Here is a 19454-nt window from a genome sequence, read left to right as displayed (position 1 = left end):
GAAACCCGTTATGCAGGCTGTAGAAAACCTTACTGAGCTAAGCAGCAAACCCAGAAGCCACAGGCAAATGATCGCTATCGACCAGCTGTCGTTAGTCTTTGAAACTAACGACGGGCCGGTGCATGCACTGTCTGATATCGACCTGACGATTCACGAAGGTGATTTTGTCTCCTTCATCGGCCCATCCGGTTGCGGTAAAACCACCTTGCTGCGTGTGATTGCCGATCTGGAGCACCCGACGGGTGGGCAGATTCAGGTCGGTGGCACCTCACCAGAGGATGCCCGCCTGAACCGCCTGTACGGCTATGTGTTTCAGGCCCCGGCCCTGTTCCCCTGGCGCAGCATCGCCAGTAACTGCGCTCTGCCTATGGAGATCTCGGCGCAATCCAAAGCGCATCGCAACGCGCAGATCGACAAATACCTTGGCATGGTCGGCTTGCAGGACTTCAAACACAAATTCCCCTGGCAACTGTCTGGCGGTATGCAACAGCGTGCTTCCATTGCCCGGGCCTTGTGCCTGGAACCAGAGCTACTGCTGATGGACGAACCCTTCGGCGCGCTGGATGAGATCACCCGTGATCACTTAAACATAGAACTGCTGAAAATCTGGCAGGCAACCGGCAAGACCGTGGTGTTCGTGACCCACTCCATTCCCGAAGCGGTGTTACTGTCCACGCATATTGTGGTGATGTCTCCCCGACCTGGACGCATCGTCAAGGTGATTGAAAGTCCACTGCCACGTGACAAGACCTTGGCGCTGCGGGATACCCAAGCCTTTACGGCGCTGGCTGCGAGATACGTCAGGCATTGGCCACTGATCATCAGATCGATTGAGGTAGCCGAGCTATGACGACGCTAAAACAACTCACAAACAAGCAGTGGTTCGCAGTCCTGGTGCTGGTGATCGCGATCATCATTATCTGGTACATCGCCGCGCTGCTGATGAACGGTAACCAGATGATCAATATGCTCGAGCGCACCGGTCAGAGCTGGTCTTACACGCAGATTTTTGAAGGCGCCTACAGCATACAGCGCCCACCACTTCCTGTACCGCATCAAGTGGCGTACGAGCTGTACGACAGCATTTTCAACAATGCCATCACCTCTAAACGCTCGCTGCTTTACCATACCCAGATCACGCTAAACACCACTCTTCTGGCTTTTTTCTCGGTTCAGTGCTGGGCATTCTGATCGCCGTAGGCATCGTACACAACCGCACCCTGGACACCAGTTTGATGCCCTGGGTTATCGCCTCGCAGACTGTACCCATTCTGGCGATAGCACCCATCGTCGTCGTGGTGCTGGGTTCCATGAACGTGACCGGCATACTGCCCAAAGCCATCATCTCCATGTACCTGTCGTTTTTCCCGGTGGTTATCGGCATGGTCAAGGGGCTGCGCTCAGCTGACAAACTGCATACCGAACTGATGATCACTTATAACGCCAGTACCCAGCAGATGTTCTGGAAGCTGCGCTGGTTTTCAGCACAACCCTATCTGTTCGCCAGCTTGAAAATCGGCATTGCGGCGGCACTGGTCGGTGCCATCGTCGCTGAACTGCCTACCGGTGCCCAGGGTGGACTGGGAGCACGCCTGCTTAGCGGCTCCTACTACGGTCAAACCGTGCAGATCTGGTCTGCGCTGGTGATGTCGGCCTTGCTTGGCTGGGTACTGATCACCCTGGTCGGACTGGCTGAACGCTTTATTCTGCTCAGACGAGGTCTCTCCTGATGAAAACTCTGCTTACCTTGCTGGCAATTGCACTGTTACTGGTAAAGATTACTCTGGTGCTGATACTGCCAAATGGCTTTTACCAGGGCAGCTTTCTGTTACCACTGTTATTGTTATCACTGTTTGCCGCAGGCTATCTGATGAGCCGTATGACCCAGGTGGTCGATAGCCCTAGCCAGTGGTCAAAGCCCTGCAAACTGGCGGTGCCTGCACTGTTTGGCATGATGATTCTGCTGGTCTGGGAAGCCATCGTTCGCGGCTTTGATGTGCCCATGGTGCTGATGCCAGCGCCGACACAGGTGTTTATCACCCTGGGCAATAACCTGCCGCTGCTTTGGGCCGACTTTCAGCAGACCTACCTTAAGGCGGTGGTAGCCGGTTATGTGATGGGTTGCGGTCTGGGCTTTATCACCGCCAAGCTGGTGGTTCGCAATGCCTTCCTGCAAAAAGGCCTGCTGCCGCTGGGCAACTTCATGGCTTCCATCCCGATCATCGGCATTGCCCCGATTATGGTGATGTGGTTCGGTTTTGACTGGCAATCCAAAGCCGCCGTGGTGGTGATCATGACCTTCTTCCCCATGTTGATTAATACCCTGGCGGGACTGCGCTCGGTCGATCCACTGCATGCCGATCTGATGCATACCTATGCCGCCGGTAAGGGGCAAATCTTCTTCAAAAATCAGCTACCCCAAGCCATGCCGTTCATATTTAACGCGCTAAAACTGAATTCAACCCTGGCACTGATCGGTGCAATCGTCGCCGAGTTTTTTGGCACACCGATTGTCGGCATGGGCTTCAGGATCTCCGCCGAAGTGGGCCGGATGAACATGGATATGGTCTGGGCAACCATTTTCGTGGCCGCTTTGGCAGGCTCTTTGAGCTATGGCGCCCTTGCTCTACTGGAACGACGAGTCACCTTCTGGCACCCGTCCGTGCGCAGCGGACGTTAAGTTTTACCTAAATGTTTATCTAAAACTTTATTGAAACCTAGTCAAATGAGGCACGACAATGAAAAAAAATATCATCTCAACCGCGGCCGGTATCGCCTTAATGGCGGCTACTTTTTCTGCTCAGGCCAACGACCCGCTGACGTTGCAACTGAAATGGGTCACCCAGGCTCAGTTTGCCGGTTACTATGCCGCACTGGATCAGGGCTTTTATCAACAGGCTGGTATCGACCTGACCATTAAACCCGGTGGTCCGGATATCGCTCCGGCACAGGTGCTGGCTGGCGGTGGCGCTGATGTCGTCGTCGACTGGCTGCCATCCGCACTGGCAACACGTGAACGCGGCCTGCCACTGGTAAACATCGCCCAGATCTATGAGCGCTCCGGGATGATGCTGACCTGCCTGAAATCCAGCGGTATTGAAACACCCGAAGACTTCCCAGGCAAAACCCTGGGGGTGTGGTTCTCAGGCAACGAATACCCCTTCCTCAGTTGGATGTCACAACTCGGTTATGAAACCACTGGTGGAGACACAGGCGTGACCGTACTGCGTCAGGGCTTCAATGTTGATCCACTGTTCAATGGCCAGGCGGATTGCGTGTCCACCATGACTTATAACGAATACGGCCAGGTACTCGATGGTGGTCTGACACCGGAATTCCTGACTCTTTTCCCTTATGAAGATGGTGGCGTAGCTACGCTGGAAGATGGTTTATATGTGTTGGAAAGCACCCTGGAAGATCCAGACAAAGTGGATGCCCTGGCACGTTTTCTGAAAGCCACAGTACAGGGCTGGGAATGGGCGAAAGAGAATCCTGAAGCCGCAGCCATGATCGTATTGGAAAACGACGATTCCGGCGCTCAGACTGAAGCCCATCAGGTGCGGATGATGACCGAAGTCGCCAAACTGCTCAGCAGCAGTGAAGAAGGCATAGGTTACCTTGATCCAGCCGCCTTTGATCGTACCGTTGAAGTACTGCTCAGCAGCGACTCCTCACCGGTCATCTCCAAAGTACCCGAAGGTGCTTATACCCACGTTGTTTACGATGCTATGAAGTCACTCGACTAAGCCTATTAGATCAGGTCTCTGACTCAGAGACCTGATCTTTTCCCTGCAGCCTACTCTATTAAATAGCTACTCCGCTACAACAATCACCCGTAGTGCATCCAGTCGTAGTCGGGCACTTTGCAAGGCATTCTGCATCAGTTGCGTATCGGCCTGGTGGCTGTCCAGTTCGGCCTGATCGATGGCGGGATTTACTTTCGCCAGGGCCTCCAGACGCTGATAGGCTTCATTCCGCGCCTTGGTCAGTGCACTGAGCGCGGTATCACGCAGACCCGGCAGCCGTGCATCAGCCTGCTGTTGTGCCTGCTTCAACTGACTGGTGATATTATCCCGCACCATCCGCACCATATTCTGCGAGGTCGATAGCTTCAGTGGCTTGGCTAACTGGTTGAGGGGCTGATGCGCCAGCGCGTCGCTCAGATCCCGTCCTTCCGGATCAATCAGCAAGCGCAGATAGCCACCCGGCAGGTAACGTGCCAGTTGCAGTGCTTTAGGTACCGCCAGATTCAATTCATACACGGTTTCAACCAAAAGTGTACCGGCTGGCAAAGCGGGCAATTTCAGCATACAAATAGCGTTATTGCCGGTTTCATTGCGAGTCAGCAAATCCATCAGCTCCAACATCAGCGGGTGTTCCCAGCTCATGAAGTCAATATCTTCACGCAACAGGGCTTCATCACGACTGAACGTCAGTGTCATGCCATCTTCCGGCAGCTCTGCCAGGTGACAGAGCATATGTTCACCCGGATGCAGCACCAGGCCATGGCGACCGTGAGGCTGTATACTGATGCCAAAGCGATCAAACAACCGCTCGGCATAAGTCTGGATACGGCTGACATCGTCCTCGTCCTGCATCGCTTCAAGCAATAGCTCGGCACGTTCGGCATTAAAACTGCTCATCTCCAGCAGGCGATCACGCCCTTCAGACAGGGTCAGTTCCAGTTCTTCACGCGCTTCACGGGTATCTTCAAGCAGGGTATGCAAGGCATCCTGATCATCCGTGCGCTGCATCACATCACGCAACGGCTGAGCAAAACTATGGTAGAGGGCATCACCGGTGGCACACACCCGTTCAAAGGCATTCAGCCCTGATGATACCACTGCATCAGCACCTCGGTAGGTGAGTGACGGTAGTAAGGCAGGTGAATCTGTACCGCCTCGGTCTGACCGATACGATCCAGACGACCTATGCGCTGTTCCAGCAGATCAGGGCTCAGCGGCAGATCAAACAGCACCAGATGATGACAAAACTGGAAGTTACGCCCTTCACTGCCGATTTCAGAACTGATCAGCACCTGCGCGCCCAGCTCTTCATCCGCAAAATAGGCGGCACTGCGGTCGCGGTTGATCAGGCTCATGCCCTCATGGAACACGGTTGAACGCACACCGATGCGCAAACTCAGGTATTCATCCAGGGCAATCGCGGTTTCGGCATGCGCACAGATCACCAGCACTTTGTCCTTGCGCTGTTGCTTCAGCCAATCCTGCAACCAGGCCACCCGCGGATCCTCACTGACCCAGTTGACACCCAACTGCCGCTCCGGATGCAGCAAAGGTTCCAGTGCATCGGCATCAGGTTGATATAAATTCGGTGCCATCAATGGGTAACTGTGAAAATGCCGCGCCGGGAAACCAGCTACCGTACGCCGGGTATTACGGAACAACACCCGCCCCGTGCCCTGTCGATCGACTAACTGGTTAATCAGCGAGGCAATTGCCGCGTCCTGCTCTTTTGCAGGTAAGGCCAACCACTGAGCAATCACGCTTTCACCCAGCCGTTCAGCCAGTTCCCGTTGGGTGTGCTTATCCTGTTTCAGGAAGGCCGCACCGCCTTCAAGTAACGAGCCGATCAGATGATTCAAATGAAAATACTGCTGCTCTTCATCCAGAAACTGATCCAGATCGGGATAGCGCTCCGGGTCCAGCAGCCGCAACCGGGCAAAGTGCCCCTCTGGACCTAACTGCTCCGGCGTCGCCGTCAACAGCAGCAAGCCGTCACTGCGCCGCGCTACCCGTTCCACACACTGGTAGGCATGGCTGACCACCTCTCGGCTCCAGCCAAGATGGTGGGCTTCATCCACCACCAGAATATCCCAGCCCGCCTGCTCGGCCTGCTGCAAGCGCGTTTCACTGCGTGCCAGCAAAGAAACCGGCGAGATAACCAACTGTGCCGTCTCGAAGGGATTCTCATGGCCCGAATCTTCCAGGGCTTCACAACGCTCTGCATCCAGTAATGAAAAAGTGAGATTAAAACGTCGACGCATCTCCACCAACCACTGGTGCAACAACGAATCCGGCAACAGAATCAAAATGCGTCGGGCACGTTCGCTGATTAAACGCTGATGCAGAATCATGCCCGCTTCAATGGTCTTGCCCAGCCCCACTTCATCGGCCAACAAGGCGCGTGGCGCTGTGCGCGAAGCCAGTTCAGCAGCAATATATAACTGATGCGGCAACAACTGCACCCGCGTACCGATCAAACCATAGGCTGGTGACTGCGCCAGTCGGTACTGGTGTTCACGTGTTTCAACCCGCAGCTTATACAATCCATGACGGTCAATCTGGCCGACAAACAGGCGTTCCTGAGGTTTACTGAAATGCACTGCGCTGTTGAGGTGCAGCTCCGGCAAAATCACCTCATTGCCATCACTGTCTACTCCCATATACAGGTAACAGCCGTTGTGCTCCATGCGCTCACGCACAGTAACCAGCACATCTTCATCACTACAAACCTGTTCATCAGCTTCAAAACACACCCGGGATAAGGGCGCATTGTCTGTGGCGTAAGTACGCACTTCAGCTGCTGCTGGAAAACTGATTTCAACCCGTCGATTGGAACACTCTACGACAATACCCAACCCAAGATCCGCTTCTGTGTTGCTGATCCAGCGCTGCCCCGGTACAAATTCTGTCTGAGACAATCTCTAACCCTCTGTAACGCTCTTAAAAATGCCATGATAGGCGCTGTCGCCGATGAGTTCAAAGGCTGATCGTGATTACTGAAAGACTATGCGATAATATTCAGCCTAAAATCGAGTTAACTGACACAGACGGACCCTCATGACTCAGACCAATGATGTGATTGCCTACCAGGGGCACCAAGGTGCTTATTCTCATCTGGCTTGCTGCCGCGTTCACCCGGAGCTCCGGGCACACGCTTGTGAAACCTTTGTCGAAGCCATGTTTATGGTGGAACGTGGCGACGCGCGGTTAGCGATGATTCCGCTGGAAAACTCCACCGCCGGACGGGTCGAAGAGATCTATCGGCTGATGCCGAAAACGCAATTACACATCATTGACGAGCATTTTGAACCGGTCAACCACTGTTTGTTAGCCTTGCCCGGCACCAAACTGGAAGAGCTGCGCACCGTATCATCCCACCCTCAGGCACTGGCGCAGTGTGATGGTAATATCAAGAAACTCGGTCTCACGCCCATCGCAGCCCTGGATACAGCCGGATCAGCCCACGAACTGGCTGATTCACGCCAGCCTGGCCACGCGGCTATCGCCTCCAGCCTGGCAGCGCAACTCTATGACCTGGAGATACTCAACGACAATTTCCAGGACATCAGTGGTAACACCACCCGCTTCATGATTCTGGCACGCGAAAGCCGCATGCCCGCCTTTGAAGACGGCAAGCTCTACATCACCACTTTGATGTTTCGCGTGCGCAACATTCCCGCCGCGCTGTACAAGGCGCTGGGCGGTTTCGCCACCAACAATGTCAACATGGTCAAACTGGAAAGCTATATGGCATCAGACACTATGCAGGTCTCCAGTTTCCACCTGGATGTTGAAGGACACCCGCACCAGTTGGCGATGCAACACGCCCTGCAGGAACTGAACTTTTTTGCCAATGAAGTCAGAGTGATGGGCACCTACAAAGCCCACCCCTTCCGTCAACCTGGCTAACTCCTAATGCTGCATCGCACAATAAAATACTTTCGTTAGAATTAAAAAATCTAACAATAAGTGTTTTCCCTATTGTGCAGCGCACAAAATTAGACTATCTTTGAATTGTCCTGAGGTTCAGGACGCGAAAAAGCTGATTCCTACCGGATTCAGCCTATCGCATCCCATCTCTCAACTCTTCCTGAGTTGTATGCACTTTGTTTGCCCCTCTTCGGAGGGGCTTTTTTTTGGCTGAATCATACAAAACCGGCATATCGACAACTGCATTAGCATTCTACTCAGCCGCTGGGATTAACGACTGTGAAGCATTACTTTTTTCAGCAGATTGGCTAATTGCACTCTCTCATCCTTATTCAGCGCTTCAAGCATCACTTCCATATTTTCAAGATGATCCTGCAGAGCCGCGTCCAGTTTTTGTTGACCTTGTTCCGTGAGCATGACTTTACAACTCCGGCGATCATCTTCACTTGCTATACGTTCAATAAACCCACGTTGAACCAGCTTTTCAATCCGGGTACTCATCGCACCGGAAGACAGCATCAAGGTTTGGTACAACTCCGTGGGTGTCAGAGGCACCTGGCTTCGGCGTAGAGTGGCCAAAATATCAAACTCAATACCACTCAAGTCATGCTGATCAAACGCTGTATCGATTTGTTTACGCCAGATAGAGCTCACTCGCCCCAACCTGCCGACAACCCCCATCGCTGAACAATCCAGATCAGGTCGGGCATCACGCCACTGTAACAAAATATGATCGACTGGATCCTGCATATCACTATCTCCAAAAGTATCTTATAGAAAAGATACTTGATCATAAGGAATTTCTCCATTACTCTTTAGAAAGTATCTTTTATAAGAGATACTTTCTAAAGAGTAATCATCCAAGGCAAAATAGTAATGAAACCAATACAGTCACTCACAACCCTGGTACTTACCGCCATTGCCCCTATCGTTTGGGGCAGCACCTACATAGTCACAACGGAGCTGCTCCCAGCGAACAGCCCCTTGATCGCCTCCATGCTCAGAGCACTGCCCGCAGGTCTCATCCTGGTATTGCTTTCTCAGCACTTGCCCAACGGCAAATGGTGGGGAAGGCTAGCCGTATTGGGGTTTCTTAATATTGGTTTCTTTTTCTACTGTCTGTTCTATGCGGCTACTTACCTGCCAGGCGGTATGGCCGCATTAATCATGTCGACGCAGCCGGTATTGGTGATGCTATTAAGCTATGCACTGCTGAAAAGTGATTTTAATTACAAACATGTAATCGCATGCCTGTTAGGTATAACGGGTATTGCCTTACTGGTTCTCAATCATCAGGCAGATTTAGATGCCAAAGGCCTTTTGGTTGGCTTGTGTGGTGCCGTAAGCATGGCATCGGGTGTTGTTCTGACCAAATACTGGGGACGGCCACCGGAGATGACACTACTTAACTTTACAGGATGGCAGCTGCTATTGGGCGGATTAATGCTACTTCCCGTCGCCCTGTGGATGGAAGGGTTTCCAACAGACCTGAGTCTAAAAAACTACCTGGGTTACGGCTATTTGGCCATATTGGGAGCCATCATCTCCTACTCACTGTGGTTTCGTGGCATTGAAAAATTGCCAAGCATCACGGTTTCATTTCTCGGGCTTTTAAGCAGTGTCTCAGCTGTCATTCTGGGTTACTTCATTCTAGATCAATCACTTACCTGGCTACAACTGGGTGGCGCGCTAGCCATCCTGGTTTCTATTGTATTGGCGTCCTCTTACACAGGCCGCTTAACTTCACCCCCTGTTTTAAAAGCAAATAAGGAATTAGCATGAAGCTTGTAATTATCTCTGGCAGTCAACGCACGCAGTCGAAAAGTCTGTTGGTGGCGCAATACCTACACCAACTGGCCGAAACCCATTTTGATCAGGTTCAAGTCTACGATCTGCATGAACTTAATTTGCCGCTCTGGAATGAAGGTGTGTGGAATGGCAGCGAAGAGTGGCAACCCTGGCGTGAAATTGCCAAAGAACTACAAACAGCCGATGCGTTTATCTTTATCACCCCAGAGTGGCACGGCATGGCAACCCCAGCATTAAAAAACTTTCTTATGCTGACGACAGATGATGAACTGGCGCACAAACCGGCCTTAGCTGTGAGTGTGTCCGCAAGTATCAATGGCATCTATCCCATCAGCGAACTGCGTTTAACCGGCAGTAAAAACAACCATGTGTGCTTTCTGCCGGATCACCTGGTTTTCCGCGAGGTCGATAAATTATTTGATGCCAATCAGCAGTGCCTGGATGAAGCCATGCACTCGAGGAGTGAATACACAATTCAATTACTGGCCACCTATGCACGTGCACTAAAGCCGGTGCATCAGGATATGCTGATGGCTGGCAAAGCGTTTCGCTATGGGATGTAAGGGTTAGTGGCAGATGTTGGTGTAGACACTCTCCTTGTGAGCGTAACGAGGAGGTGTCCAGTCAACTACGGGTGGTAACCTATATTGATAAAGCCGCTTGTCAGCGGCTTTATCAAAGTTACTCTATTTTCTCCTCGCCTTGGTAGACACCACTGACTTCACCATCTTGCTAAACTGTCGTTCCCCCGCACGTCGTTCCTGCAGCGACGCTGTGTTTCTAGCCTGTTCAGCATTAAGTTTCTGAAAGTTAGTTAACCGTCGTGCATCAAGTGTACCTTCATCAATTGCTTGCCGCACCGCACAGCCCGGTTCCGCTTTGTGCTGACAATCACTAAAACGGCACTGTGTAGCCAGCGCGTCAATGTCAGAAAAGGTACGACGAATACCATCGTCACACTCGGTCAGCTGCAGTTCGCGCATACCCGGTGTATCAATCAGCACAGCGCCATCGTCAGTGAAATGCATAGAGCGTGACGTGGTAGTGTGCCTGCCTTTGCTGTCATCATCACGAATAGAGGCCGTTTTCTGCTCAGTGTTGCCTGTCAGTGTATTGACCAGAGTAGACTTGCCAACGCCGGACGAGCCCACCACGGCCAGGGTGCTACCGGCTTTGTACCAGTGGCGAAGCTCGTCACAGCTATCACTATCGAGTGCATTAACCGCTTCGACCACTAACAAAGGGTCTAACTGCTGCACCCTTTGCTGTAACCTTTCAGCATCTGGGCACAGGTCTTTTTTGGTGAGTACCAGCAATGGCTCTGCCCCGCTGTCATGCGCCATCGCCAGGTAACGTTCTATCCGGCTTAAATTAAAATCATGGTTTAACGAGCAGACAATCAACAGTGTATCGACATTGGCGGCAATTAACTGCTCAGCCAGTTGGCTGCCAGCGGCTTTGCGTTTAAACAGTGACTTTCGCGACAATAAGCGCACAAAGCGGCCGTCGCCATCCAGCAGCAGCCAGTCACCAATGACCATCTGGGGCAGTGCAGGACTAATAGCCAGGCTACGCAGCCCTTGCTCTGTCACCAGCTCATAGGTGCTGCGATGATTCGCTATTACACGGGCAATAACGCCGTGTTCAAATTCCTGAAGATTAAGTTGTTGCTGAAAAAACGCCTGCCACCCAAGTTGCTGTAATGTTGAGGGTAAGTTCATCTCATTTCCTTTTACGCACAGCAATACCCTGCACGCACAGTAAAAAATGGTTAGGAACTCTGGTAAACGGCTTACAAAAACCGCATTAAATGATTTTCAGAGATCCCGGTCGACAAACACCGGGCAAAGGCAGGTTAAAGCAAAAAAGGTAACAGTTTAAGCTACGCCGCAGCCTTTACCGGGTGGGTAATTACTACAATCATCAAACTCTCCTTCATGCTAGAAATAAACATCGAAAATATATCAGAAGCGTTAACGCAGAGCAAAGTTACGATACCCGTAATGCAAAAAATTCATTACCGGAATTATGGGGGACAGATCTAAATTAATCCGGGCTAACGTCTTAAACACCCGAAAATCGGCTAATGCTGCCAGCACGTGCGCTTATCTTGTACAAAACATGCTCACAGAGCGGGTCCGAAGGTTCCAGGTCCGGATGCTTAAAGTTGTTGGTATAGGACATCCCGATTTTTTCCATAACAGCTTGAGAACGAATGTTGCGTACTGTCGTAAAAGAGACCACCTCTTCTAAACCCAAGTGAGTAAAAGCGTACCGCAATGACTCATTGGCGGCCTCTGTCGCGTACCCCATACCCCAATATCGTTTAGCAAGACGCCAGCCAATCTCAACACATGGTGAGAACGGCATATTTTCTTTGGGGATGTGCAGCCCGACAAACCCAACAAACTTGCTTTGGCCAGGGATCTCCACTGCCCAGAACCCCCACCCACGTTCAGCAATGAGAGACTTGATTTTTCTCCCCATACTGTAGCTTTCTTCCTCCGTCAGAAGCTTCGGGAAGAACTCCATCACGTCATTGTCCCTACACATCTGCGAAAATGGATAGAGGTCTTCGTCATCCCATTGCCGAAGTATCAATCTTTCCGTTCTAATCATACGTCAGGTAATGCCTTATAAAGCCGCGCCATGCTTGGCCTGATGATGTTGATTGCTTTATGAGAATGCCAACAGCACACTTAACATAGTCGTACACTTTAGGGCAGTTGCTTGATCTGGGACCTGCCACATTTAATACACTGATATTGAATTCATGGACGAATTCGCCAAGCAGTTCTACCGCTCGTATAGGTTCAACCAAAGCTATATCAATGAGTTTGTAGGGCTTGCTCTGCCGAATACAAAAAAGAACCGTAGCTTCAGTTCCTCCACGGACATAAGACTCATAAAAGATAACTGTACCGTCTGAATCTATGACATTTTGCTTCGTTCGCTGCCTATAGCCGCCACCGATTTCAGTTAAGGTATATACATTATCAATCGGCCCATCTTCAGACATTCTTCCGACAGGACAACTCCCTCCGATTGGAAATGAATGCTCTAGAGCGGCGTCTAGCGCCGCCCGGTCAGCACCGGTTTGCCCACCACTTATAACCTTTGAAAGCATGGCCTATCCTAATCATAATAACGCCGTTCATCAGCTTGCATCCGGCGTCGAAGACACAAACTGCATGAAATTGTTAGCCGGCACTTGCAATCTCTTTCCGCAATGCCTCTAGGCATGATCCGGGATGGTTTCACCTTCCTGTCTGAAGGAGACCTTACCTGCACTGGTTAGCTTTGCGCCGCCACAAGCGAAGCAAAACCAAAAGTGTAGCCCACAGTAAAAAGCCGAAGGCCGGCAAGCACCAAACGAACCCGGCGTCGGTGTACACGAGTTGAGCTTCTGGATCGTAGTACCGTCCAAGCTCATTAAAATCGATGCTCAAGTACCGCTCGTACCAAACCCAAAAAAAGAATGCGGACAGTACAAGCAACAAAGCGCATCCGGCTGAAAATACTTTGACTGGGGGTTGCGGGTCGATACTTTTCATAGGGCTAACGCCGCGCATAAACGGCCGAGTGAAACGAGGTCCGGCGACCGAAGGGAGCGTATTTGATGGTTTGGTTACGTGTTTTCGCCACTTCAAGCTCCAAGCAGAGGGCGATGTTTCAAACTATGATACTTCAATGCCATTTGGAGACAATGGCCTAGGGGCCCGTCTTTGATAGCTGCGTCCAGAGGCACAACGATCGCTCGTTTACCCTCAAATTCGAACTCATCTCGATATATCTCCCTAAAGGTTTCGATCAATTTAGTCTGGCAATGGAAATATACCTTTATAGAATCCGGATTTTTTGGCTTCCAGTCCATGCGAACCGTAGTGCCGCCTTTTACGAGATAACTGGCCTCACCCCACTTAAGAGTTTCTTCAACCGCACCCAAGTCGTTTTCTTCCGCGACCGCAAGTATGAGCTGACGAACGGCTAATAGCTGCCTCTGTGCCTCGTCAGGGTATGTCGAAAACTTGTCCTTTATTTCAGGTTTCACGAATCCTCCGAAATTGTGACACGTAACGCCCTTGTTCAGCCGTGACAGCTTGCTGGCATCGGCTGAAGCAGTTTGTTACGTTTTTGATACTTTGCCGCATTGCTTACACTTGATGCCATCTTTCACAGGAAACAACGGAAAGTCCAGGCCCAGGAACACCAGAAATGCCCAGCGACGACCAATTGGGTAGAACTCCGTATCGTAACTTCCGCAGTAAGCGCATTTTTTTGTTTCAATGCCGTACTCCTCGACAAGATCCTCCTCCCGATCCTCGGATAGAATGGCAATCGAAGCTTCTGCGTAAGCCTCGGGGACCTGAAGTCGCACTCCTCCAAGCGCATTGGAGTAAAGCCACTGCATATTTATTGTGTGTTCGTCAGCCACAAAAGAAGGTATACCTTCTGAATCAAGACGTGACTTAGCTATGTGTGCTTCGTAGGGGAAGCTATATCGCGAAATAGTTACTAGCACACTGACCTTCTAAAACGTAACATTTACATCATAGCCCCAAAGACCACTATACCAAAACGACTAACCTGCACTTAAATTGGAAAAACCCATAGCTGACCTATCTTCCCTCTTATGTACAGCCTTAATACCGGTCTATTATCCCGATATTATGCAGGCTTAACGCACAGAGAAAGCCTATTGCATTTGTGTAAACGGGTAGCATCCAAAATACAGTTAACTCGCTGAGTACCAAGCAGGCTACCGCATGGCCTGCATCATATTACAGCCGCCGCATATCCAGATTGTCTGTAATGGATTAAAACAGGCAGAGTTGATTGCTGCAAGGTTTGTTGTGAGGTCCACTGAGAGGCCTTCAGGTATCATAAATTAATAATACTCATGAATAAATGAAATAACATCGTTTTAATTCATACAAACTTGGGCGTATAACGTACACACAGACTTCAAGCCCAGACGTCCAGATGCCTTTTACGACTCAAGAGCGTCAACCGACAACGGCAAACACTGCCTTCAGGGCTTGTCTCAGCAAATCAGTAAATGGGATACCAGACAACGATGAATCAGGATTTCAGTTTTAGTATTAAGCGTATTCGTTTCGATGAACATTATCAGCCGTCGGACAGTACACGTATCACCACCAACTTTGCTAATTTGGCACGAGGTGAGTGCCGCCAGCAGAATTTGCGCCATGCTTTAACCATGATTGACAATCGTTTTAATGCATTAGCGCATTGGGATAATCCCCAAAGCGACCGCTACTCTGTCGAGCTGGAAATCATTTCCGTGGATATGGAGATCGAAGGCCAGGGTGACAGTTTTCCCTCGATTGAAGTGCTGAAAACCAACATAGTGGATCATAAAACCAACGAGCGTATCGAAGGTATTGTTGGCAACAACTTTTCCTCTTACGTGCGGGATTATGACTTTAGTGTCCTACTGCTTGATCATAATAAGCAGCAAGCCCAGTTCAGCATCCCGGATAATTTTGGCGACCTGCATGGCAAGCTGTTCAAGTATTTCGTTAACTCAGAAGCGTATCAGCAGCACTTCAAAAAGCCACCGGTTATCTGCTTGAGTGTGTCGGACAACAAGACCTATCAGCGCACGGAAAACCAGCATCCGGTACTGGGGGTGGAATACCAGCCAAACGAGTCGTCTTTAACCGAGCAGTATTTTAAAAAGATGGGTCTACAGGTTCGCTATTTTATGCCACCGAACAGCGTTGCGCCTTTGGCCTTCTATTTCGTGGGTGACTTACTGAACGATTACACCAACCTCGAGCTGATTAGTACCATCAGCACCATGGAAACCTTTCAAAAGATTTACCGGCCAGAAATCTACAATGCCAATGCTGTCGCAGGAAAAAGCTATCAACCGAATTTGAACAACCCGGATCATTCCATCACACACATCGTGTATGACCGGGACGAACGCAGCCAGTTAGCCATAGCGCAGGGGAAATTTGCTGAAGAGCACTTTATCAAACCCTACCGGGCTGTGCTGGATCAATGGTCGGCTAACTACGCTTAATTAATCACTCCCTGAATTTAGATAGAAGTATTGATGATGAAAACACTATTACCGACGTCAACTGCCGGCAGCTTACCGAAACCTTCCTGGCTGGCACAACCTGAAACACTTTGGTCACCCTGGAAATTGCAGGGAGAGGAACTCATTGACGGTAAACACGATGCGTTACGCCTGTCATTGCAGGAGCAACAACGGGCCGGTATTGATATTGTCAGTGATGGTGAGCAAACCCGCCAACACTTTGTGACAACCTTTATTGAACACCTCAGCGGCGTTGATTTCGAGAAGCGTAAAACGGTCAGAATTCGTAACCGTTATGATGCTAGTGTGCCAACCGTGGTTGGCCCAGTTTCCCGACAAAAACCTGTTTTTGTTGAGGATGCCAGGTTTCTACGTCAGCAAACCACTCAACCAATAAAATGGGCGCTGCCAGGCCCCATGACGATGATCGACACGCTGTATGATGACCACTATAAAAGCCGTGAAAAACTCGCCTGGGAATTTGCCAAAATCCTCAACGAAGAAGCCAGAGAACTGGAAGCCGCCGGTGTGGATATCATTCAATTTGATGAACCGGCCTTCAACGTGTTTTTTGATGATGTGAACGAGTGGGGCATTGCCTGTTTGGAAAGAGCCATCGAAGGGCTTAACTGCGAAACGGCGGTGCATATTTGCTATGGCTATGGCATCAAGGCCAATACCGACTGGAAAAAAACCTTAGGTTCCGAGTGGCGGCAATACGAACAAGCTTTTCCAAAGCTGCAAAAATCCAATATCGATATCATCTCGCTCGAGTGCCACAACTCACATGTACCCATTGAGTTACTGGAACTGATCCGGGGTAAAAAAGTGATGGTCGGCGCCATCGATGTGGCAACCGACACCATCGAGACACCTGAAGAAGTCGCGGATACGCTGAGAAAAGCCCTGCAGTTTGTCGATGCCGACAAGCTCTACCCTTGCACTAACTGCGGCATGGCGCCTTTATCCCGACAGGTTGCAGCAGGCAAGCTCAGTGCTTGGCAGCAGGGGCACAAATTGTGCGCAATGAATTGCTGGCCAGATAATATCCAGCAAACGTGAGGGTGGGACGAATCTAACACTATGCTATTACTCAGGATGCAGGGGCTTCTCAGGCTCAACAGCAGAGGCCATCACAACCAGCCGCTGGGTTCCCCCTGCGGTGAACGCATCAAAGGGATAACAGGTCACCAGTATCAGTCCACCTGGAAAGGCGGTGGGCGTCAGCCGGGTAACGGCTGAATCCACCACCTCAATCTGATCAATCTGGTAGGTCACATTTCCGTTATGGTCGCTGAGCATCAGAGTCTGGCCTGGTTGTATATTCCGCAGGAAGCTGAAGTGGGTATCTCTGTGTCCGCTGATAATCCGTGCGGCATGGGTCATCGCATGTGCCTGCATATTTTCACCGGGGCCAAAAGCCAGCGAGCTGCCGCTGTCTCCGGCCAGGACAATCTGGTCAATATCCATATCAGGCACGCTCAGACGCGCAACCGGCCAGTGGTCGGCCCAGGGCCAGGGTTTTACTGCTGTGCCGCTGTCCAGACTTTCGGCCCAGGCATCGGCCAGCAGCCATTGCGCCAGCCGGGCTTTTGCAGGAATCCACAGCGCTGTTGAGGTGAGGATCAGACCAGCAGCCACAAGGGCTGCCAGTATGAGGTTACGGATGCTGAGGGTCATGCACACCACCTTGAACCGGACTTTTTGCGACGCTCCACAATCATGACGGAAAGTGCTGCCAGCAGTGCGGCAAGTCCTCCGGCGAGGGTCAACTGATACCCGGTAGCGCCCTGGGCCATCCCCAGATCAAGGCCGTGGGGTTTGGCTGCAGGCACCACCAGAGTTTCGCTCATTTCCTGTTCAGGACGGACAGGTGTTTTATCAACGGCAACCAGGCTGGTGTATGGCGTAACCAGGTGATATTTAAGACCCAGCGCAATGATTTCAGAACGGATCTGTTCTTCGCTGACACCTCTGAGATACCCACGGCGCCAGTCCTGCACCGCACGCTGGCCCAGTCTGTCATGATACCCCGGGTATTATCCGCCGGTGCCAGTGTCAGTGTTTCCTGCCAGGCGGCATCACCGGTACGGCCACTGATACGGACTTCGCCTGTGCCGTTTGTCAGTTGCATCGAAACAGCCAGCGGCTCACCGGAGTAAAGGTCAGGAATTACCGATGGCATCAGGTCTTTAATCCCCTCGCCTTCGATCCTGATATCGGTCATTGCCGGTTTTTCCAGCTTGTTGAAGAGCGTTTGCATGCTGCTTTCAGATTCAGACGGAGACGCAATATACGTAAAGGTGCCCCGCCCGGCTACGGCGGCCTCTTCCATAAAGTAACTGTTGGGTGCGCTGCCGATACCCACTGTGAACAGGCGGGTGTTATCGAGACGGCTGCGGATCAGATCAAACAGTTGCTGTTCGTTAGACACACTGCCATCGGTGATAAACACGATCTGGCGCAATCTGGGGGTGTCATCATTACTGCGTAGGCCTGTCAGTGCAGCAGTGAGCGCAGGTGCCATTTCGGTACCACCGCCTGCCTGCAGTGAGTTGATATAGCTGGCGGCCTGCTGACGGCGCCGGATATCGGCTATAACCGGCTGGTTAAAGAGCGTATCGGTTGAAGAGTTAAACTGAATCACGTTAAACGTGTCATCAGATGCCAGCCCGTCTATACCGGCCTGCAGCGCTCTGCGCGCGGCTTCAATTGAGGTACCGGCCATGGAACCTGATGTATCAATCACAAAGACCACTTCCCGGCTGTAGCGTGCTGTGTGCAGATCCTGAGGCGGCATCAGCATCAGCAGACCATAGTGTTCATCCCCATGCTGCTCAGAGAAAAACGCCGCCGAAGGTTCGTCGCTTTCCACCGGTGTCCAGTTCAAAACAAAATCACGGTAGTCATCCGGTTCATCCGCCAGCAGGCTGATGATGTAGCGGCCATCGTCTGTCTGTTGCTGACTGATCTGATGTGAAGGGCTGTCCAGAGAGCTGAGTCTGAATCCAGGTTGCAGATTAAGGCTGATCTCAACCGGCCCCGGAGTATTGCTGACTGCGGTTTCGTCATCACCGCTTGTGGCCATCACGGTTTTACGCTCACCCGGCAGTACCTGCCAGCCGCTGTTCAGGGTTGCCTGTCCCTCAACCACACGGCGCACTTCTCCGGGCTGTACCGGGTTATAACGTGGGGTGATCGCCAGCGGGAAACCGGCGCTGAACCGGCCATCTTTCCAGACCAGTGTCTGCTGATACTCAATACTGATGGTGACCTCGCCACCCGGCGGAATATTGGCAACGGATGTGTGAAACAGGTTGGGGCGGTCCTGCTCGGTGAGCGCGGCGTTCTGTCCCTGAGATTTTGCCTGCTCATAGGTTGCCCGGGCCTGCTCTTTTTCCTGAATATCACCCTCGATGATGCGGTCCCCTATCTGCATTTTCAGGTGATCAACGGCTGCCTCACCTGGCAGAGGGAACAGATACAGTGCCTCTGTCCAGTTATCTGTGGGGTTATGGAATACCTGGATCACCTGAGCGCGCAGCACAGAGCCTGTAATATCCATGGCCACACGGGTGCTGACCAGCGGCATATCCTGCTTGTGCCCCTGCTCATCACGGGATACCAGGGTACCGTGGGTAACAGCATCAGCAACCACATTCTGTGCACACCCCATCATCAGACAGGCCAGAATCAGTGGGCGTATTCCTTTGTGTGAAAATGTATGCATTTCTCTTCTCCTCATTAAGATGTGGCCAGTATCTGCTTACTGCTTGAGGAAAATATGAAGTGAGTGTGAAGTCCTGTTTTTCTGTGAAATAACAACGCCAGATTACACTCAGGCACAGGTGCCACACACCCTAGTGGTAATATAAGCGGCTTTACAGTAGCTGATC

General features: G+C 51.3%; 20 protein-coding genes and 1 pseudogene. 10 read left to right on the top strand and 11 right to left on the bottom strand.

Annotated features, from left to right (window positions below; all coding sequences use genetic code 11):
- The first annotated feature begins 10 nt into the window (after positions 1-10).
- The 5 genes from LH51_RS04755 to LH51_RS04740 are packed head-to-tail and all read left to right on the top strand — an operon-like array spanning position 11 to position 3746.
- Positions 11-850, top strand: a complete 840-nt coding sequence (locus LH51_RS04755; RefSeq protein ID WP_144244176.1) for an ABC transporter ATP-binding protein — start codon at positions 11-13, stop codon at positions 848-850.
- Positions 847-1191 (top strand): hypothetical protein, encoded by a 345-nt coding sequence (locus LH51_RS22160; protein ID WP_235263516.1) that lies wholly within the window; start codon positions 847-849, stop codon positions 1189-1191. The genes LH51_RS04755 and LH51_RS22160 overlap by 4 nt, the downstream gene beginning before the upstream one ends.
- Positions 1176-1730: an ABC transporter permease gene (locus LH51_RS22155; RefSeq protein WP_235263515.1), complete on the top strand. Its 555-nt coding sequence runs from the start codon at positions 1176-1178 to the stop codon at positions 1728-1730. The genes LH51_RS22160 and LH51_RS22155 overlap by 16 nt, the downstream gene beginning before the upstream one ends.
- Positions 1730-2680, top strand: coding sequence for an ABC transporter permease (locus LH51_RS04745; RefSeq protein WP_144244175.1), 951 nt, complete (start codon positions 1730-1732; stop codon positions 2678-2680). The genes LH51_RS22155 and LH51_RS04745 overlap by 1 nt, the downstream gene beginning before the upstream one ends.
- Before the next feature lie 58 nt (positions 2681-2738).
- The gene (locus tag LH51_RS04740; protein WP_036520273.1) at positions 2739-3746 is read left to right on the top strand and encodes an ABC transporter substrate-binding protein; all 1008 of its coding nucleotides are present in this window, start codon (positions 2739-2741) and stop codon (positions 3744-3746) included.
- Positions 3747-3812: 66 nt separating this feature from the next.
- On the opposite strand, the gene LH51_RS24045 is transcribed toward LH51_RS04740, so the two are convergent.
- On the bottom strand, positions 3813-4844 hold the full coding sequence (locus LH51_RS24045) for a hypothetical protein (RefSeq protein ID WP_327124277.1): 1032 nt from the start codon (positions 4842-4844) through the stop codon (positions 3813-3815).
- The gene (gene rapA, locus LH51_RS24040; RefSeq protein WP_327124275.1) at positions 4826-6664 is read right to left on the bottom strand and encodes an RNA polymerase-associated protein RapA; all 1839 of its coding nucleotides are present in this window, start codon (positions 6662-6664) and stop codon (positions 4826-4828) included. The genes LH51_RS24045 and rapA overlap by 19 nt, the downstream gene beginning before the upstream one ends.
- A 139-nt stretch (positions 6665-6803) precedes the next feature.
- Between rapA and LH51_RS04730 the strand changes: the two genes are divergently transcribed.
- Complete coding sequence (locus tag LH51_RS04730; protein WP_036520270.1) at positions 6804-7655, top strand: prephenate dehydratase; 852 nt, start codon at positions 6804-6806, stop codon at positions 7653-7655.
- Between the two features lie 291 nt (positions 7656-7946).
- Here LH51_RS04730 and LH51_RS04725 read toward each other — a convergent pair whose 3' ends face one another.
- The gene (locus LH51_RS04725; RefSeq protein ID WP_036520267.1) at positions 7947-8426 is read right to left on the bottom strand and encodes a MarR family winged helix-turn-helix transcriptional regulator; all 480 of its coding nucleotides are present in this window, start codon (positions 8424-8426) and stop codon (positions 7947-7949) included.
- Between the two features lie 126 nt (positions 8427-8552).
- Between LH51_RS04725 and LH51_RS04720 the strand changes: the two genes are divergently transcribed.
- Complete coding sequence (locus tag LH51_RS04720; RefSeq protein WP_036520264.1) at positions 8553-9458, top strand: EamA family transporter; 906 nt, start codon at positions 8553-8555, stop codon at positions 9456-9458.
- Positions 9455-10048 (top strand): NADPH-dependent FMN reductase, encoded by a 594-nt coding sequence (locus LH51_RS04715; protein WP_036520261.1) that lies wholly within the window; start codon positions 9455-9457, stop codon positions 10046-10048. The genes LH51_RS04720 and LH51_RS04715 overlap by 4 nt, the downstream gene beginning before the upstream one ends.
- Positions 10049-10171: 123 nt before the next feature.
- Here LH51_RS04715 and rsgA read toward each other — a convergent pair whose 3' ends face one another.
- The 5 genes from rsgA to LH51_RS04685 all read right to left on the bottom strand — a co-directional run bounded on the left by rsgA (position 10172) and on the right by LH51_RS04685 (position 14007).
- Positions 10172-11206 carry a ribosome small subunit-dependent GTPase A gene (rsgA, locus tag LH51_RS04710; protein WP_036520258.1) on the bottom strand — a complete coding sequence of 345 codons (1035 nt, stop codon included), beginning with the start codon at positions 11204-11206 and terminating at the stop codon, positions 10172-10174.
- A 343-nt stretch (positions 11207-11549) separates the two neighbouring features.
- A complete protein-coding gene (locus tag LH51_RS04705) occupies positions 11550-12104 on the bottom strand; it encodes a GNAT family N-acetyltransferase (protein ID WP_036520254.1) in 555 nt (184 codons plus the stop codon).
- Positions 12097-12612, bottom strand: coding sequence for a YpsA SLOG family protein (locus LH51_RS04700; protein ID WP_036520253.1), 516 nt, complete (start codon positions 12610-12612; stop codon positions 12097-12099). Before LH51_RS04700 ends, LH51_RS04705 begins: the two co-directional genes overlap by 8 nt.
- A gap of 519 nt (positions 12613-13131) precedes the next feature.
- Entirely contained in the window at positions 13132-13536 is a 405-nt protein-coding gene (locus LH51_RS04690) for a DUF1801 domain-containing protein (RefSeq protein WP_036520250.1), read from the bottom strand.
- Between the two features lie 75 nt (positions 13537-13611).
- Positions 13612-14007: a putative signal transducing protein gene (locus LH51_RS04685; RefSeq protein WP_036520247.1), complete on the bottom strand. Its 396-nt coding sequence runs from the start codon at positions 14005-14007 to the stop codon at positions 13612-13614.
- A gap of 555 nt (positions 14008-14562) precedes the next feature.
- On the opposite strand from LH51_RS04685, the gene LH51_RS04680 reads away from it, so the two are divergent.
- Positions 14563-15537, top strand: a complete 975-nt coding sequence (locus LH51_RS04680) for a DUF1852 domain-containing protein (protein WP_036520245.1) — start codon at positions 14563-14565, stop codon at positions 15535-15537.
- Between the two features lie 36 nt (positions 15538-15573).
- Positions 15574-16604, top strand: a pseudogene (locus LH51_RS04675) (methionine synthase).
- A 43-nt stretch (positions 16605-16647) separates the two neighbouring features.
- Here the strand turns inward: LH51_RS04675 and LH51_RS04670 are convergent.
- From LH51_RS04670 to LH51_RS04665, 3 genes are read right to left on the bottom strand one after another with little or no spacing between them, the layout of a single operon-like run.
- Positions 16648-17238, bottom strand: coding sequence for a class GN sortase (locus tag LH51_RS04670; RefSeq protein WP_036520243.1), 591 nt, complete (start codon positions 17236-17238; stop codon positions 16648-16650).
- On the bottom strand, positions 17235-17411 hold the full coding sequence (locus LH51_RS20755) for a hypothetical protein (protein ID WP_160173677.1): 177 nt from the start codon (positions 17409-17411) through the stop codon (positions 17235-17237). The genes LH51_RS04670 and LH51_RS20755 overlap by 4 nt, the downstream gene beginning before the upstream one ends.
- Positions 17408-19288, bottom strand: coding sequence for a marine proteobacterial sortase target protein (locus tag LH51_RS04665; protein WP_052063446.1), 1881 nt, complete (start codon positions 19286-19288; stop codon positions 17408-17410). The genes LH51_RS20755 and LH51_RS04665 overlap by 4 nt, the downstream gene beginning before the upstream one ends.
- Positions 19289-19454 lie beyond the last annotated feature (166 nt).

The organism is Nitrincola sp. A-D6, assembly GCF_000764495.1.
Classification (GTDB): Bacteria; Pseudomonadota; Gammaproteobacteria; order Pseudomonadales; family Balneatricaceae; genus Nitrincola.
Note: the sequence above shows the minus strand (reverse complement) of the source record. Positions and strands in the feature narration are given on the sequence as shown.

Bases quoted from the DNA above. Each gene is read 5' to 3' on its own strand.
- LH51_RS04740 (WP_036520273.1), top strand. From the start codon at position 2,739: ATGAAAAAAAATATCATCTCAACCGCGGCCGGTATCGCCTTAATGGCG.
- LH51_RS22160 (WP_235263516.1), top strand. From the start codon at position 847: ATGACGACGCTAAAACAACTCACAAACAAGCAGTGGTTCGCAGTCCTG.
- LH51_RS04715 (WP_036520261.1), top strand. From the start codon at position 9,455: ATGAAGCTTGTAATTATCTCTGGCAGTCAACGCACGCAGTCGAAAAGT.
- LH51_RS04680 (WP_036520245.1), top strand. From the start codon at position 14,563: ATGAATCAGGATTTCAGTTTTAGTATTAAGCGTATTCGTTTCGATGAA.
- LH51_RS04730 (WP_036520270.1), top strand. From the start codon at position 6,804: ATGACTCAGACCAATGATGTGATTGCCTACCAGGGGCACCAAGGTGCT.
- LH51_RS20755 (WP_160173677.1), bottom strand. From the start codon at position 17,411: ATGAGCGAAACTCTGGTGGTGCCTGCAGCCAAACCCCACGGCCTTGAT.
- rsgA (WP_036520258.1), bottom strand. From the start codon at position 11,206: ATGAACTTACCCTCAACATTACAGCAACTTGGGTGGCAGGCGTTTTTT.
- LH51_RS04700 (WP_036520253.1), bottom strand. From the start codon at position 12,612: ATGCTTTCAAAGGTTATAAGTGGTGGGCAAACCGGTGCTGACCGGGCG.
- LH51_RS04670 (WP_036520243.1), bottom strand. From the start codon at position 17,238: ATGACCCTCAGCATCCGTAACCTCATACTGGCAGCCCTTGTGGCTGCT.
- LH51_RS04720 (WP_036520264.1), top strand. From the start codon at position 8,553: ATGAAACCAATACAGTCACTCACAACCCTGGTACTTACCGCCATTGCC.
- LH51_RS04725 (WP_036520267.1), bottom strand. From the start codon at position 8,426: ATGCAGGATCCAGTCGATCATATTTTGTTACAGTGGCGTGATGCCCGA.
- LH51_RS04665 (WP_052063446.1), bottom strand. From the start codon at position 19,288: ATGCATACATTTTCACACAAAGGAATACGCCCACTGATTCTGGCCTGT.
- LH51_RS04705 (WP_036520254.1), bottom strand. From the start codon at position 12,104: ATGATTAGAACGGAAAGATTGATACTTCGGCAATGGGATGACGAAGAC.
- LH51_RS04755 (WP_144244176.1), top strand. From the start codon at position 11: ATGCAGGCTGTAGAAAACCTTACTGAGCTAAGCAGCAAACCCAGAAGC.
- LH51_RS04745 (WP_144244175.1), top strand. From the start codon at position 1,730: ATGAAAACTCTGCTTACCTTGCTGGCAATTGCACTGTTACTGGTAAAG.